The following is a 14,646-nucleotide window of genomic DNA, read 5'->3' on the forward strand; positions in this document are numbered from 1 at the left end:
AAATCATGGTTTTGAAATAAGGCGTGGGTTTTAAAACACACTGATAGCGCTAAAAAAACGCCCAATGCTAATTGCCTTGGGCGTTCTATTTTATAGCGCGTAAGGGACTAAAATAACGACTTAAATCGTTATTTATCAGTGAAGTGCTAAATTGCTTTAGTCACTTGAGTTAACCAAGCCAATTCATCACCTGACATCAACGGAGAAAGTGTATTGAATACTTGCTGATGATAAGCATTAAACCAGTCTATTTCCCCTTGTGTTAACAGGCTCTTATCAATAAGGCGCGCATCCATAGGGATCATAGTCAACGCATCGAATTCATACATTTCACGCTCAGCCCCTTTAAGTGCTTCACAGTGTTGCACTACGACGAGGTTTTCTAGGCGAATACCGAAATCGTCGGTGCGGTAGTAACCCGGCTCGTTGGAAAGCACCATGCCGGGCATCAATGCGATACCGTTGACATTTTTACCTATGCGCTGCGGACCTTCGTGCACACTTAAAAAGTGACCCACGCCATGGCCTGTGCCGTGATCGTAATCAAAACCATGTTGCCATAGATATTGGCGGGCGAAGGCGTCGAGCTGCTGGCCTGAGGTGCCTTTCGGGAAGCGAGCTTGGTCGAGGGCAATATGACCTTTTAGCACCAGCGTAACCATTTTTTTATGCTCATCGGTCACTTCACCTATCGCAATGGTACGGGTCACATCTGTAGTGCCATCAATATACTGAGCGCCAGAATCCACTAAGTAGATGCTGTCCATTGTCATCATGGCTGGTGTGCCATTGTTGTGATTGTAATGGCACATAGCGGCATTAGGACCGGCAGCTGAAATCGTGTCGAAACTTGGCTCGCGGTAACGCTCATCTTCTAGGCGAAAGCTTTCCAATTTATCCGCAAGGGTGCCTTCATCGTGCATACGATTGGCTGCCACTTCGGCATCGAGCCATGCAAGGAATCGACTCACGGCGACGCCATCGCGGATATGGCAGGCACGCATGCCGGCCAGTTCTGCGGCGTTTTTCTGCGCTTTAGGTAAAGCGACAGGATCGATTCCAGCTATCAATTTTGCTCCTGCCTCACGGGCAATGTTTTGTGCCCAAGCGTTTGCAGAATTCGGATCGGCAAGTAGTTTTACGTCCTGCATGCTGGCGAGTGTATCGGCAAGAGATGCCTCGCTTTTAAAGCTGACGCCAGCACCAACATGCTCCTCAATGCCCTCTGGGAGTTTGCTTAAATCGGTGAAGAGCTGCATATCGCCATTGGCGTGGAGCAGGGCACTGCCGAGTACAACGGGCAGGCGTGGTACATCATTGCCGCGAATATTGAGTAGCCAGCAGAAAGAATCTAAGGCGGCGATTAAGGCGACATCACCACCGGCTTTTTTTACTAATGCACCAATTTCAATGCGTTTTTGCAGGCTGGTTTTACCAGTACTCTCGTTGCTAAACAAAGTGATAGGCGCGTTCGACTGTGCTGGCCGATTCTGCCAATGCAAATCGATAGGGTTTTGTTCAACTGCAACTAATTCGATTTGGGATTTATTTAAGGTTGCTTTGGCATTTTCATACCAAGCTAAGGTGTGTAAGCGCGCATCGAAACCAACGCGAGACCCTGCTGGTAGCGTGTCACATAACCACTCAATTTGTGGTGTATCGGTTAGGCTTTCATAACTGAAAAGTGTGGCATCGACTTGCAAACGAACTTGAACCGTATAGCGGCCATCGGTAAATATTGCGGCTTTATCTTTCAATACGATAGCCATACCCGCCGAACCGGTAAAGTTGGTTGCCCAGTACAAACGTTCGTTATGTGCTGGCACATATTCGCCCAGATATTCGTCGGCACGGGGAATAATAAAAGCATCGAGATTAGCAGATGTTAATTCGTTACGAATAGCACCGAGACGGTTAGCGATTGATTGTGACATAAGGGCTCCAATAGAGACTGGCATGCTATGCGAGTCGGTAGGCGAAGATCGCCTAAGGATGAATGGTTTATACCCAAACAACCTGAAGATGCAGGATTCAGCGGTAATTTAACGCACTTTAGGCAAGGCGGTTATTTGCAGACCTAGTGGGCTAAGTTAAAAATAACCAACGCAGTATAAAGTGCGTTAAAAACCGCCGGGACGGAGCGTCTAGGGCACTTCACTTCCGTGTTGCATCAATTCAAAAGGTAGCCGACATTCTGTCATTGATGCGCCTTTAATTGAAGTACCCTAGGCGCTCTGAAACTCGTATCTTCAGGTAGCTTGGGTATATGTTGATTTGAGTTTTAACCGGCTCGGATTATCGCAAGTCTAGCGCGCTAGATGCAAGGGTAGCGAATAAAGGATTTTGTATACAATCGTGAATTTGTGCAGGTAAGACGCTTGAGGTTATGGGGTTTGTTGTTAATTTATTTATGTGATTTTGAGCATGAAAAGTGAATTAAATAAAAGGTTGGTCATGTTTTAATTAGGACTTGTTCCTTACAAATTAGCAACTTAAGTTTTATTCAATCGCTAACATTTGGACCCTATGCTAACATTTGCCATCTCTACTCGGGGTCAGAGTGGGGCACATGTATCAGTGGAGTAAGCGATGCAAATACTAACAATAGATGTGGGCGGTACCAAAGCCCTGTTCGAACTTCAGCTCGCGGGACATACAGAACAATATAAAATCCCCACAGGTGAAGGTTTTAAAATTGAAGAGTTAAATAATCAAATTGCGGCGTTTGAACGTGATTATGATTTACAGCATTACCAACTAGCGATTGCCGTACCTGGACTGGTACAAAATAATCGTTTGGTTTCTTGTAAATCTTTACCTGGACTCAATGGATTGAGCTTCGATACAGTCAAAACCCAGGGTGAGCTTAAGTTTATCTGCAACGATATCGATGCGGGTATGCAAGCGACTTGTGATGCCAAATATGCCTGTGAGTTATTGGTCATGTGCGGCACTGGGATCGGTATGTCTATTGCTTTTAATGGACAAGTCTTTACGGGAGCGACGGGCGTGGCGGGGGAGTTGGGGCCTTGTCGCGTGATGACAGAATCTGGCGAGTTTAGTTTAGAGCAACTGGCCAGTGGCGATTCAGTGCGCAGCCGCAAAATCTCCACTCAGGATGATTTATATCGCGCGGGCAGTTATCTCGGCATGGGATTAGCGTGGGCGGTTAATTTATTTAATCCCAATCGAATTTGGCTTGCTGGCGGTATGATGAATAGCGCTCCTTACTACAAAGGCTGTCTCGAAAGCTTAAAGAAAATGGCATTGAGCGCGCCCTTAGCTGAGATGAAAATCAATCGTGTCGATGATATGGAGACCTTGGTTTGCCGCGGTTTATCTGTGATGCTCGCAAGGGACTACCCCCGCGCATAAGAATAATAAATGCCCCGCGCATAAGGATCATAATGTTGCTCGACAATGGTTTGCGCCATGAATGTTTAGTAATTGAGGTTTAGCTGCATAAGCGACGTAAATTGTGAAATATAAAGCAGGACTTATGATGCCTTTGGCATATCGAGTCCTGTTTTTTTTATTCTTAAAGTATTCAGATAATCCTCATTATCCAAAGTAAATATTAGCGATAGTTTAATTTGCATAATTCCTTTCTTATCAGATGCCTAGTTCTATTTACGATTTTAGCCAATAACACAGTTGATAATATTTTGTTGCAATTTTATTGCGCTTACGCTTATGCTGATATTTGCAATGACAACGTTGTCATTGTGTGTAAAAGGCAAACCAGTTGAAAAACTGGGACGCAAAGCCTCCGGTCTAAGGGTTCGTCTGTACCTATGATAGCGGGGATACCACAGGTTTTTCTTCGTGCAGTTGTCAGTCGTTTTGCATGGTTTTAAGAGAGTGTTGTTTCCTGTCTACGCTTTGTTTGCCTTATTGATTCATATAAAAATTCAATAGGGATATCTCATGTTCAAGACTCAAATTTCAACATCAGCCTTGCTAGTGGCATCAGCGCTGGCATCTACCATCAGTGCCAGCGTTTTTGCAGCGGCGCCCGGTAAACCGACTTTAGGTTGGGGCGAAACTAAGTTCGCTATTATTGAAGTGAATCAAGCGGCTACCGCTTACAATCAATTAGTTACGGTGAAAGATGCCGCCGATGTCTCCGTCAGTTGGAACCTTTGGAGTGGCGATGTGGGCAATAGAGCCCAAGTGTTACTCAACGGCAATGTAGTTTGGGAAGGCCCATCTGGCGCGTCGGGAACCGCTAACTTTAAGGTGAACAAGGGCGGCCGTTATCAGATGCAAGTACAACTGTGTAACAGCGATGGCTGTACGGCGAGCGATGCTAAACAAATCCTCGTGGCTGATACCGACGGCAGCCATTTAGTGCCACTCAATGCTCCCCTAAAAGAAAACAACCGTCCCTATGCTAATAAATCAGGCAAAGTGGTGGGCGGTTACTTTGTCGAATGGGGCGTATACGGTCGTAAATTCCCGGTCGATAAGATACCTGCGCAAAACTTAACCCATATTTTATATGGCTTTACCCCAATTTGTGGTGGTGATGGCATCAATGATAGCTTGAAAGAAATCGAAGGCAGTTTCGAAGCGTTGCAACGTGCCTGTAGTGGTCGTGGTGATTTTAAAGTTGCGATTCATGATCCTTGGGCAGCGATTCAAATACCGCAGGCGGGAGTGAGTGAGCATTCAGATCCTTACAAAGGTAACTTCGGTCAATTGATGGCACTTAAGCAAGCATATCCAGATTTGAAGATTTTACCTTCGGTCGGTGGTTGGACCCTCTCGGATCCCTTCTTTTTCTTCGGTGATAAAACCAAGCGCGATATCTTTGTCGCTTCGGTGAAAGAGTTTCTACAGATATGGAAATTCTTCGATGGCGTAGATATCGACTGGGAATTTCCAGGGGGGAATGGTGCTAACCCAAATTTAGGTAATGCCAATGACGGTGAAACCTATGTGACTCTGATGCGTGAACTGCGGGCGATGCTTGATGAACTAAGCGCCGAAACGGGTCGTACCTATGAGCTGACTTCAGCTATTAGCGCTGGTGACGATAAAATTCAAAAAGTCGATTATCAGGCTGCTCAGCAGTACATGGATTACATCTTCTTGATGAGTTACGACTTTAATGGTGGTTGGACTAATACTGAACTCGGCCATCAAACCAATCTGTATGAAGCGAGTTGGGATCCCAATACCCGTTACACCACAGCTAAGGGCGTTAATGCGCTGTTAGGCCAAGGTGTGACCCCAGGGAAAATTGTGGTCGGTGCCGCTATGTATGGCCGCGGCTGGACAGGTGTTAATGGCTACAGTGGTAATAATCCTTTCACGGGGACGGCAACGGGCAAAGTGAAAGGTACTTGGGAAGCTGGTGTGGTGGATTATCGTCAGATAGCGAATGACTACATGGGAAGCGGTTGGACTTACAGTTACGACGAAACAGCTGAGGCGCCATCTTTGTTCAAGGCATCTACTGGCGATTTAATCACTTTCGATGATGCTCGTTCAGTTAAAGCCAAGGGGCAATATGTGCTTTCTAATCAACTTGGTGGGCTTTTTGCGTGGGAGCTTGATGCCGATAATGGCGACATTCTAAATGCCATGCACGAAGGTTTAGGCCATGGTGAAGGCACCACTCCGCCAGTGAATAAAGCGCCCATTGCCAATGCGGGCGCGGATGTGAATGTCACCGGTCCCGCCGATGTGACGCTCAATGGTAGCGGTTCGCGCGATCCTGAAAACGCTGCTTTAAGCTATCTCTGGACTCAAGTCTCTGGGCCAAGTGTTGCCATCGCGAATGCAGATATGGCGAATGCGACTATTCAACTGGGAGCAACCCAAACCGATGTCGCCTATGGTTTTAGCCTTAAAGTCACCGATCCTGAAGGGCTATTTGCCAGCGATACTGTGCTGGTGACGAACAAGGCTGATACGCCTAATCAAGCACCTGTGGTGAGTGTGGCTGCCACTGCAACAGTGGAAGCGGGTAAAACCGTCAGTATAGTGGTGAATGCCTCCGATGCAGATGGTGATGCCTTAACCTACGCTTGGACTGTGCCCGCAGGCGTGTCGGCAACCGGGCAAAATAGTGCCACGTTAGTGGTTACTGGCCCCAATGTTACCGAAGCGACCCGCTATGGTTTGAGCGTGCTGGTTTCCGATGGTGCCTTAGATGCAAGCGCATCGACGAATCTGACTGTGACGCCAAAAGTGGTAGGTGGTGGGTGCGATGCAACCGATCCCAATGCCGGTAACTATCCTGCTTGGCAAACCAGTGTGGTGTATAACACTGGCGATACTGTGAGTCATAGTCAGTTGGTATGGAAAGCAAAGTATTGGACGCAGGGTAATACGCCATCTCGCACCGCAGACCAATGGCTGCTACTCAGCCAAGTTGATCTCGGTTGGGATGCAGGTGTGGTGTATAACGGCGGTCAAACCACCAGCTATAACGGTCGTGTTTGGAAGGCGAGTTACTGGACTAAAGGTGATGTACCGGGTGTTGCAGCGGTATGGGTTGATATTGGCGCGGCAACCTGCCAGTAATTATCCAACGTTTTGATATTATTGATTTAAAAATAAAGCCCTGCGAAGATTCAGGGCTTTTTTCTTTATTAAGCGTTAGGTTTTTTTATGAATACAGCCGAATGCGTTAAGACAGACTCATTGAAGACTGATTTAATCAATCTTAAGCAGTTCCACATCAAAAATTAACACAGAACCACCACCAATCTTGCCCGTGCTACGGTTACCGTAGGCGAGTTCACTGGGAATAAAAAACCGCATTTTATCGCCAACAACCATCAGCTGTACGCCCTCAGTCCAACCTTTAATTACCCGATTAAGCGGAAATGCGATGGGTTCGCCGCGATCAACCGAACTATCGAACACAATTCCGTCAATCAAAGTGCCATGATAATGGACTGTCACTGTATCGCTGGCTTTAGGATGAACTGTGCCATCGCCCTGAGTTAATACTTGATATTGCAAACCTGAAGCTGTGGTAATCACACCTTCTTTGGTTTTGTTTTGTGTTAAAAACTCATTGCCTAAACGGATATTTTCTTGGGCGGCTTTTTGGCCGTTCATCGAGGTAAAGAAGTAAAAAATCACCCCAGCAATCACCACAACGGCAAGTAACATTTTCATATAAAGAGCACCTTAGTTAATTTTTGCCATATTATCAGTTTTTTAGCTTGAGATGCTATCGGCACTCGCGTGTGCGTTGAGCTGGATATCTGGTGCTACCAGTTCAAACCGTTAAAAACTCCCTCAAGACTTTATCCTGCTTTAGAGATCGCTTAATCTGTGGGCTTAAGACTCAATAAAAATTCAATAAAAACAAATAAGAATTAGGGCGTGTTGACGTTTTAGTTCAGATAATAAACAAGGAAAGTCTATGTTAAACAAAGCGGCAAAACCTTTGGTCAAACTCGTCGACCGATATCTACCCGATCCTTATATTTTCGTGCTTTTACTTACCTTAGTCGTATTAATTGCTGCTGTGGTTGCCGAACATAAAACCCCGCTGGAAGTCATCAATTACTGGGGTGATGGCTTTTGGACGCTGTTAAGTTTTTCGATGCAGATGCTGTTAGTGCTGGTGGCAGGATTTATGTTGGCAAGCTCGCCGCCGATTAAAAAGCTGCTCGATGCCATTGCTGGATTGGCTAAGTCGGCACCACAAGCCATTATTTTAGTGACTTTGGTGTCACTGGTCGCCAGTTGGATTAACTGGGGTTTTGGGCTAGTGGTGGGCGCGTTATTTGCCAAAGCCTTAGCTCGCAAAGTAAAAGTGGATTATCGGCTGCTGGTCGCCAGCGCCTATTCCGGCTTTGTGGTTTGGCATGGTGGGCTTGCGGGTTCGATCCCATTAACCATAGCGACGGTGGGGCATTTCTCCGAATCACAAATCGGTATCATCCCCACCAGTGACACCATTTTCGCGAGTTATAATTTATTGTTAGTGGCAATTCTGTTTGTGGTCATGCCCTTAGTGAATCGCTTTATGTTGCCAGAAGAAAAAGACAGTGTTTATGTCGACCCAAGCGCCCTTGATGACAAAGACGCTGAACTTGATTCTTCGGCGTTAGAGCTTAACTCTGCAAATATGAGCGAGCGTCAGCCTGAAAGCCGTCCTGCGGATAAGTTAGAAAATAGCCGTTTACTCGGCTGGAGCGTCGGTGGCGCTGGGCTTGTATACTTAGGTTATTACTTTTGGGTGCAGGGCGGCAGCTTAAACCTCAATTTAGTGAACTTCTTATTCCTGTTCCTCGCCATCCTTTTACATCAAACACCACGCAGTTTATTAACCAGTTTGAATGAGGCCATTAAGGGCGGCGCAGGTATTGTTATCCAATTTCCCTTTTATGCGGGCATTATGGCTGTGATGGTGCAATCGGGTTTAGCCCAAAGTATTTCGGAAGGTTTTGTGGCCATCGCTAGCGCCGAGAGCCTGCCATTTTGGAGCTTTATCAGTGCAGGAATTGTGAATATTTTTGTGCCATCGGGAGGTGGCCAATGGGCGGTGCAGGCACCGATTATGTTACCCGCCGCACAGGCTTTAGGTGCTGATGTCGCTCGGGTCGCAATGGCCGTTGCTTGGGGAGATGCGTGGACTAACTTGATTCAACCTTTCTGGGCACTGCCTGTGCTGGCGATTGCAGGCTTAAAAGCGCGGGATATTATGGGCTTTTGTTTAATGCAATTGATGATCACTGGCGTGATTATCAGTATCGCGTTGAGCTGGTTTTAAAGATAATAAACAGTGCAAAACTAAACAGGGTAATTCAATGATTACCCTGTTTTTTAGTTAAGGTTTCAATGATATTAATCGCTTGAACCATTTACTTTTTTTGTTGCTTCATCAGCGGTGATTTGACCAAATAGAGCTGACATCATATAGCTAATACGATTCGCAGCATTACCAAACTTACTCGGGTTCGCAGTATAGGGTACTTGAAACTTAACACTGCCAACTCTTTGGCCATTCTGAAATGCGTTAATTTCAGCGCTTTTTAAATATAATGCCAAGTCCCAAGTCCAATTACCTTCATATTCTAATGTGAGTTTATTTAAATCATGTTTAGAACCATCAGGCTGCACTGTGTAGGTGTAATTATTTGCTTTTAGCCATGTCTCCATTGTTTCTTGGAAGCCGTCACGTGTTTCTTTATCCTTAATAATGACTATTTCTACATTGTTAGTATTTGTTTCTATTGGTTTTGCTGTATAGCGAGGTGCGGCACAACCCGATAGTATTGCAACACCCAAAACTGCAACTAAAAATTTTTTCATAATTTAACCTTTTGTTTTTATATTAAAATAAGTTAAAGCGTTTTAGTGACAAACTTTTGATTTTCATAGAATCCATTGCTTGCTAGATAAATATATCTACGGCGCCAGTTTTTATGCCATAACCCAGCACGGCTAAGTTGGCGACAACGGTGAGCCAAAAGACGTTTCTAAATGAGGCTTTAATGGACTTGTGTCTTAACAGGTTTTGGGCAAATAGAGCGCCGGGCCAACCGCCCATGAGAGCGAGCAGATGTAATGTGCTTTCTTTAGTGCGCCATTTATTACGTTTAGCGGCGGATTTATCAATGGCATAGGCGATAAAGGTGAGCAGGCTTAGCGTGAGGTACATGCCCGCAATCCCGACTGGCAGCATATGTTGCTGCGCTGCGCCGATTAAGCCAGCAAGAAAAATTACCACCAATAACAGCTGCATAAGGCTTGAGCCTGAAGCGGCTGTATTGGATTTTTGAGTGCGGCTACTTTGGGCGCGATTGTTCTGTGTGCGACTGTTCTGAGCGCGACCGCTTTGTGCTCGACTCCTTTGAGAACGATTGGTTTGAGGTGAAGCGCTGTTGCCCGTTTTGGTAGTTTTTTTGTTTGTCATTATCTGGTATCAATCTCGTGTCAGTGTTTTTAAGCTTGCTTGTGTTCTTGTGATTCCGTGTATTTTTTAAACGCGAGGTGGCGCCACAGTTTCTCTAGCGGCCCTTGTTTGAAATAGTGTAAGTACAGGCTGGCTAACAGTAATTGCACTACTGAATAAACCAGCGCCATGGCCATGTATCCCCATCTATCTAAGCTCAATAGCAATTCGGGAGCTAAGTGTCTAAACACTAACACGCCAACGATGGATTGCAGAATATAGAGACTAAATGCGAGTTTGCCAATATTTTGCAGCGGAGTCAGTATATTAGGATTATTCTGGCAAACCTTAACTATAATGTGGATGTAAATCAGCGCCATAGGAATAGCACTTAGCATGATTAACACATCTGAAAACGCAACGAGAATAGTATTTTTCGTTAAACCTAAGATGGTATCAAGCAGTGATAGCGTTACGCTTGCTAGCACTAACTTTACCAGTACCGATTTGCTAAAACCTTGCTCAAAAGTCCCTTGTTGATACAAGGCCATGCCGAGCAACATCAAGCCAGCCGTAAACCACATTATGGTAAAAGGGATCGCCAGTGCCATATAGCCAACTTGCATCAATTGCAGTAATAGTTGGTCGGCATAGCCAGAGGTCCATGCACTGTATTGCTCTGCAAATAGACTCGATTCTCGAGTGAAAGGTTCATCGCTGCCCGTAAGGCTAACCAGCGTGATGATAACTAAGGCGCTTAAAATAAAAATATTCGCTTTGCGCTTAAGGGCTTCAACACTTAAATCTTTGTAACACAAAGCTAAAAATCCGCTGATGCCATAGGTGAATAAAATATCACCTGACCAAATAAAAATGCCGTGGAGTAGGCCAAATACAATTAACCATTTTAAACGTGATCGCAGTAGGGGGTAAGCTTCTAGGCCTTTGGCGCTAAATCGCTGATATTGAATAAAAAGCCCGACGCCAAACAAGATGGAAAACAGACTGATAAAGCGTGCCTCGATGAAAAAGTTACTGAACACTTTGATAATGTGATCCGACAGCGGCTGTGTTTCATGGGGCGCATAGCCAAAAAAAGTAATGCCCATAAAATAGATATTCATAAAAAATATCCCCAACACAGCTAAGCCGCGAATAGCATCGAGGTTGGCATTACGCTGTGCGGGTATCGTCATTACAACAGGTTGCGTGGAGTCTGATCTTGACCAAGGGTCTTTAGGTAAGTTTGCTGACACGTTAGCTGAGTTCCTTTCGCTAGTAGACATGTTCCACTTTTCACTGGGATTTGGGAGGGCTAGCCTAGCAGGCGCTAGCCTCCAATGAAATACAGCCAACACAAAAAGTAAAATAGAGGAAAGGTAGAAAGTGAAATAGCGCCAACGTAAAAAGTGAAATACAAAAAAGCAAAAACGGATTGAGAAGACTGTCGAACCATTACTCGCCGATATCTTCGTTCCAGAGTGTGGGATTACTGGCGATAAAGTTCTGCATCAATTGTTTGCACTCGGCATTATCGACCACAGTGACATCCACACCGCGGGATTTTACATAGGCTTCAGGCCCTTGGAAGGTAGCGTTTTCACCGACGATGACTTTTGGTATGCCATAAAGTAATACTGCGCCGCTGCACATATCGCAGGGCGATAGGGTGGAATACAAGGTCGCTCTTTGGTACTCGGCGGCGCTAAATCGGCCGGCATTTTCGAGACAATCCATTTCGGCATGCAGTACTGAACTGCCTTTTTGTACCCGTTTATTGTGGCCGCGCCCGACGATTTTGCCATCGATCACTAATACCGAACCAATGGGGATGCCGCCCTCGGCGAGTCCTTGTTTGGCTTCTTCAATGGCTGCCGCTAAAAATTCATCCATCTTGATATCCTTAAAATATGAACCCTGAGTATTGCACTCAGCATAGCACTCGTTTGGGAGACAATCTAAATGGTTTTAATTTGTTGCTTCAATAAGTTCCTCAGGCTATCGATAATCGGCAGCGAAGCCATTTCTGGCCGATAAATCAGGCAGATATCGGCGGGGATGGTTTGTTTTAATTTAATAAATTTTACCCTAGGCCAAGGTTGTGAAGCATAACTTTGCGGCACTATGGATACTCTGTTATCACCAGCGATGATGGCCATCAAGCTATTGGGCTCGACCATTTCCTGTACTAATTGCGGCCTAAATCCTGTGGCCTGACAGCTGGCGATAATTAAATCGCTAGAGGCGGAATTGGCACGGCTGAGTAAGGTAAAAGGCTCATCTTTGAGTTCACTCAAGTCGATGCTTTTGCGTCTGGCTAAGGGATGCTTACTTGCCAGTGCTAACACCATAGGTTCGCTGGTGATGGTTTCGGCGAGAAGGTGCGGCAAATTTAAGGTATCGGCGTAGCGCACTAGGCCAAAATCGATTTCTTGATGTGCTAAGGCGACTTTTTGAGTTTCGGGTGATAACTCTTGAAATATCAGCTCATTATTAGGGCATTGCTTACGAAAGCTTTTCAGTATGTCACCAAATCCCATCCAAAACAGCGAGCTCATGATGCCAATCCGAATATGGTTTCTATCGAGTCGCCCAAGCTGAGCCACTTGTTCCAATGAGGTATTCACCAGCTCGAATATTTGCTCGCACTTCTCTCTTAACAATTGGCCATAGGGCGTGAGTTCGACCTGACGAGTGCTGCGGGTGAACAGGTCAACGCCAAGGAGCGATTCTAACTCTTTGATTTGTGCGCTCAGCGGAGATTTCGATAAATGCAGTTGCTCGGCGGCAGCGGTAAAGTTTTTCACTTCAGCCACTCGATGGAAATACCGCAGCATCTTCAAGGTGACGAGTTCAGGTGCGTTTATCTTGCTCATCTTAGGCTCACTATTTTCAGCTATTGTCCTTTTTATCAGCACAATAGTGCGATTAATCGCGATTATTTGCAACCCTAAGCCCGCTTATACTGAGGGTCGTTTACTCTTTCATTCCCTTGCTATGAGGTACCTTGTATGAGCCATGATCCCGTTATTAATGCCCTTGCGACGATTCGAGCCCGTAAACCGAATTTCTCTCCCCGCGCCGCTATGATTTTGGGCTCAGGGCTTGGCGCGTTTGCCGATAATTTAGATAATAAAGTGGTGATCCCCTATGAAGAGTTAGACGGCTTTCCTGTGAGTACCGTCGTCGGCCACTCTGGAGAGCTTGTGCTCGGCAGCTTACATGGCATCGATATAGTGTGCATGAAAGGCCGCGGGCATTTTTACGAGCATCAAAGCATGAAGGTGATGACGACGCCTGTGCGTACTTTCAAACGTTTAGGGTGTGAATTGTTACTCGTGACTAACGCTGCGGGGTCATTACGGCCAGAGCTGATCGGCGTGGGATCATTAGTGATTTTCAGCGATCACATTAATACTATGCCGGGTACGCCCATGACGGGCGCAAATGATGATAACTACGGTCCACGCTTTTTTAGCCTAGCCAATGCTTATGATAAAGACCTGAGATCAGAAGCCTTAAGTGTCGCAAAAGCCGCAGGCATTGAAGTGAATCAAGGGGTCTTTGTGTCTTACTCTGGCCCGTGTTTTGAAACCGCGGCTGAAATCCGCATGATGCAAATTATCGGTGGCGATGTAGTGGGAATGTCCGTGGTGCCAGAGGTGATTTCGGCGGCGCATTGTGGTTTGCCCGTGTTGGCTGTGTGCGCTATTACCAATATGGCAGAAGGATTGGGGGACGTGCAGTTATCCCATGAACAAACCTTAAAGTGTGCCAAGCTTGCTGAAGCCGACTTTATCCGTTTAATTGAGCGTTTTACTGCAAGCCATTTTGCTTAATATTTTGCATCACTGGGCTGCTATTTTAATAGCTCGTATTTAAGCATTTCGGATTTAAAAGAACAGATTTAAAAGTTTGTACTTTTATGCGAGCAAGGCGCCGCGCAATTCAGTTCACCGAATGTTTTTGCGAAATACGGCGGGAGGTTAAAAAGTAAAGGGAGCGAAGCTCCCTTTTTTAAATGCTGACATTAAGTGTAAGTCTTGATTCAAAGCGTTTATTTTTGCGGTTTTTCTGAAATCCACAATTTGATATGTCCTTTCACCACAACCACTCCTTGGGTGTCGTAGGCGGTAACGGGGACCAGCATATCGCCAGGAATCCATTGCTCTGGTGTCACTTCGGCGACACATAAAATATCGCTGCCTGCTTTAGCCGTATAATCCAAACTCATGCCCTTAGGGATCCAACGTAAATGTTTTGGAATAGAGGCTTCGGCCATCACGCCCATGGCCATTTCTAGACCATTACAAATCGCAATCACATGCACAGTTTTTATATGATTATGAACGGCATGGCGTTTTTTAATTAAACAGGCGCAATGATTAAGGCGTAATTCAGTGATCAGTGGTTTGATGGTGCCGAAATAGGGCGCCATGCGTGAAACCATGATTGAAAACAGTTTTTGGCCGAAGGGATAACGGCGAGTTTTGTGGTAGAGCGCAAGCACTTTATTAGGTTTTTGTTCTGCAGTGCTAGAAGAGTCTGTCTGGCTCATGGTCATCCTTAATAATGGTGCAAAGGGGTGTTGTTATCTTGAGCCTGTTCCAAGTTGAGCTTGGGTTGCTCTGGTCGGATGAGTGTAACATTAGGATAACAACAAATACCAGTCGGCTTAATTAAGTAAACTTCATTTCGCGGTTTTAAGTGTAACACCGTATAATTGCGGCCAATTTGTCGTGTAGCGGCAATGGCATGTTGATTTAACTACAAGGACT

At 45.6% G+C, this 14,646-nt stretch carries 12 protein-coding genes and 1 riboswitch; of the genes, 4 read left to right on the forward strand and 8 right to left on the reverse strand.

The features are described from left to right. Positions 1–146 precede the first annotated feature (146 nt). Positions 147–1,934, reverse strand: a complete 1,788-nt coding sequence (locus KO531_RS11905; RefSeq protein ID WP_219251271.1) for an aminopeptidase P family protein — start codon at positions 1,932–1,934, stop codon at positions 147–149. Between the two features lie 655 nt (positions 1,935–2,589). Here KO531_RS11905 and KO531_RS11910 point away from each other — a divergent pair. Together KO531_RS11910 and KO531_RS11915 are read left to right on the forward strand one after the other, a co-directional pair. Continuing rightward, positions 2,590–3,375, forward strand: a complete 786-nt coding sequence (locus KO531_RS11910; RefSeq protein ID WP_219251272.1) for an ROK family protein — start codon at positions 2,590–2,592, stop codon at positions 3,373–3,375. 350 nt (positions 3,376–3,725) lie between these two features. Next, positions 3,726–3,814, forward strand: a riboswitch (cyclic di-GMP riboswitch). Between the two features lie 113 nt (positions 3,815–3,927). Beyond that, a complete protein-coding gene (locus KO531_RS11915; protein ID WP_219251273.1) occupies positions 3,928–6,534 on the forward strand; it encodes a glycosyl hydrolase family 18 protein in 2,607 nt (868 codons plus the stop codon). Between the two features lie 132 nt (positions 6,535–6,666). Here KO531_RS11915 and KO531_RS11920 read toward each other — a convergent pair whose 3' ends face one another. After that, positions 6,667–7,137: an FKBP-type peptidyl-prolyl cis-trans isomerase gene (locus KO531_RS11920; protein WP_212600783.1), complete on the reverse strand. Its 471-nt coding sequence runs from the start codon at positions 7,135–7,137 to the stop codon at positions 6,667–6,669. A gap of 250 nt (positions 7,138–7,387) precedes the next feature. Between KO531_RS11920 and KO531_RS11925 the strand changes: the two genes are divergently transcribed. Beyond that, complete coding sequence (locus tag KO531_RS11925; protein ID WP_219251274.1) at positions 7,388–8,743, forward strand: short-chain fatty acid transporter; 1,356 nt, start codon at positions 7,388–7,390, stop codon at positions 8,741–8,743. Positions 8,744–8,817: 74 nt separating this feature from the next. Here KO531_RS11925 and KO531_RS11930 read toward each other — a convergent pair whose 3' ends face one another. The 5 genes from KO531_RS11930 to KO531_RS11950 all read right to left on the reverse strand — a co-directional run bounded on the left by KO531_RS11930 (position 8,818) and on the right by KO531_RS11950 (position 12,744). Next, positions 8,818–9,285 (reverse strand): Sbal_3080 family lipoprotein, encoded by a 468-nt coding sequence (locus KO531_RS11930; RefSeq protein WP_012587132.1) that lies wholly within the window; start codon positions 9,283–9,285, stop codon positions 8,818–8,820. Between the two features lie 82 nt (positions 9,286–9,367). Beyond that, positions 9,368–9,889: a DUF1294 domain-containing protein gene (locus KO531_RS11935; protein ID WP_251068935.1), complete on the reverse strand. Its 522-nt coding sequence runs from the start codon at positions 9,887–9,889 to the stop codon at positions 9,368–9,370. 29 nt (positions 9,890–9,918) lie between these two features. Next, positions 9,919–11,124 carry a DUF418 domain-containing protein gene (locus KO531_RS11940; protein ID WP_219251275.1) on the reverse strand — a complete coding sequence of 402 codons (1,206 nt, stop codon included), beginning with the start codon at positions 11,122–11,124 and terminating at the stop codon, positions 9,919–9,921. A gap of 199 nt (positions 11,125–11,323) precedes the next feature. After that, positions 11,324–11,761 carry a nucleoside deaminase gene (locus KO531_RS11945; RefSeq protein ID WP_131523617.1) on the reverse strand — a complete coding sequence of 146 codons (438 nt, stop codon included), beginning with the start codon at positions 11,759–11,761 and terminating at the stop codon, positions 11,324–11,326. A gap of 65 nt (positions 11,762–11,826) precedes the next feature. Further along, entirely contained in the window at positions 11,827–12,744 is a 918-nt protein-coding gene (locus KO531_RS11950; RefSeq protein WP_219251276.1) for a LysR family transcriptional regulator, read from the reverse strand. Positions 12,745–12,879: 135 nt separating this feature from the next. On the opposite strand from KO531_RS11950, the gene xapA reads away from it, so the two are divergent. After that, a complete protein-coding gene (xapA, locus tag KO531_RS11955) occupies positions 12,880–13,707 on the forward strand; it encodes a xanthosine phosphorylase (protein WP_131523619.1) in 828 nt (275 codons plus the stop codon). A 218-nt stretch (positions 13,708–13,925) separates the two neighbouring features. Here the strand turns inward: xapA and KO531_RS11960 are convergent, their stop codons facing one another. Next, positions 13,926–14,426, reverse strand: a complete 501-nt coding sequence (locus KO531_RS11960; RefSeq protein WP_131523620.1) for a hotdog fold domain-containing protein — start codon at positions 14,424–14,426, stop codon at positions 13,926–13,928. Positions 14,427–14,646 lie beyond the last annotated feature (220 nt).

This window comes from Shewanella sp. NKUCC06_TVS, assembly GCF_019345515.1.
Taxonomy (GTDB): domain Bacteria; phylum Pseudomonadota; class Gammaproteobacteria; order Enterobacterales; family Shewanellaceae; genus Shewanella; species Shewanella oncorhynchi.

Bases quoted from the DNA above. Each gene is read 5' to 3' on its own strand.
- KO531_RS11905 (WP_219251271.1), bottom strand. From the start codon at position 1,934: ATGTCACAATCAATCGCTAACCGTCTCGGTGCTATTCGTAACGAATTA.
- KO531_RS11910 (WP_219251272.1), top strand. From the start codon at position 2,590: ATGCAAATACTAACAATAGATGTGGGCGGTACCAAAGCCCTGTTCGAA.
- KO531_RS11915 (WP_219251273.1), top strand. From the start codon at position 3,928: ATGTTCAAGACTCAAATTTCAACATCAGCCTTGCTAGTGGCATCAGCG.
- KO531_RS11920 (WP_212600783.1), bottom strand. From the start codon at position 7,137: ATGAAAATGTTACTTGCCGTTGTGGTGATTGCTGGGGTGATTTTTTAC.
- KO531_RS11925 (WP_219251274.1), top strand. From the start codon at position 7,388: ATGTTAAACAAAGCGGCAAAACCTTTGGTCAAACTCGTCGACCGATAT.
- KO531_RS11930 (WP_012587132.1), bottom strand. From the start codon at position 9,285: ATGAAAAAATTTTTAGTTGCAGTTTTGGGTGTTGCAATACTATCGGGT.
- KO531_RS11935 (WP_251068935.1), bottom strand. From the start codon at position 9,889: ATGACAAACAAAAAAACTACCAAAACGGGCAACAGCGCTTCACCTCAA.
- KO531_RS11945 (WP_131523617.1), bottom strand. From the start codon at position 11,761: ATGGATGAATTTTTAGCGGCAGCCATTGAAGAAGCCAAACAAGGACTC.
- KO531_RS11950 (WP_219251276.1), bottom strand. From the start codon at position 12,744: ATGAGCAAGATAAACGCACCTGAACTCGTCACCTTGAAGATGCTGCGG.
- xapA (WP_131523619.1), top strand. From the start codon at position 12,880: ATGAGCCATGATCCCGTTATTAATGCCCTTGCGACGATTCGAGCCCGT.
- KO531_RS11960 (WP_131523620.1), bottom strand. From the start codon at position 14,426: ATGAGCCAGACAGACTCTTCTAGCACTGCAGAACAAAAACCTAATAAA.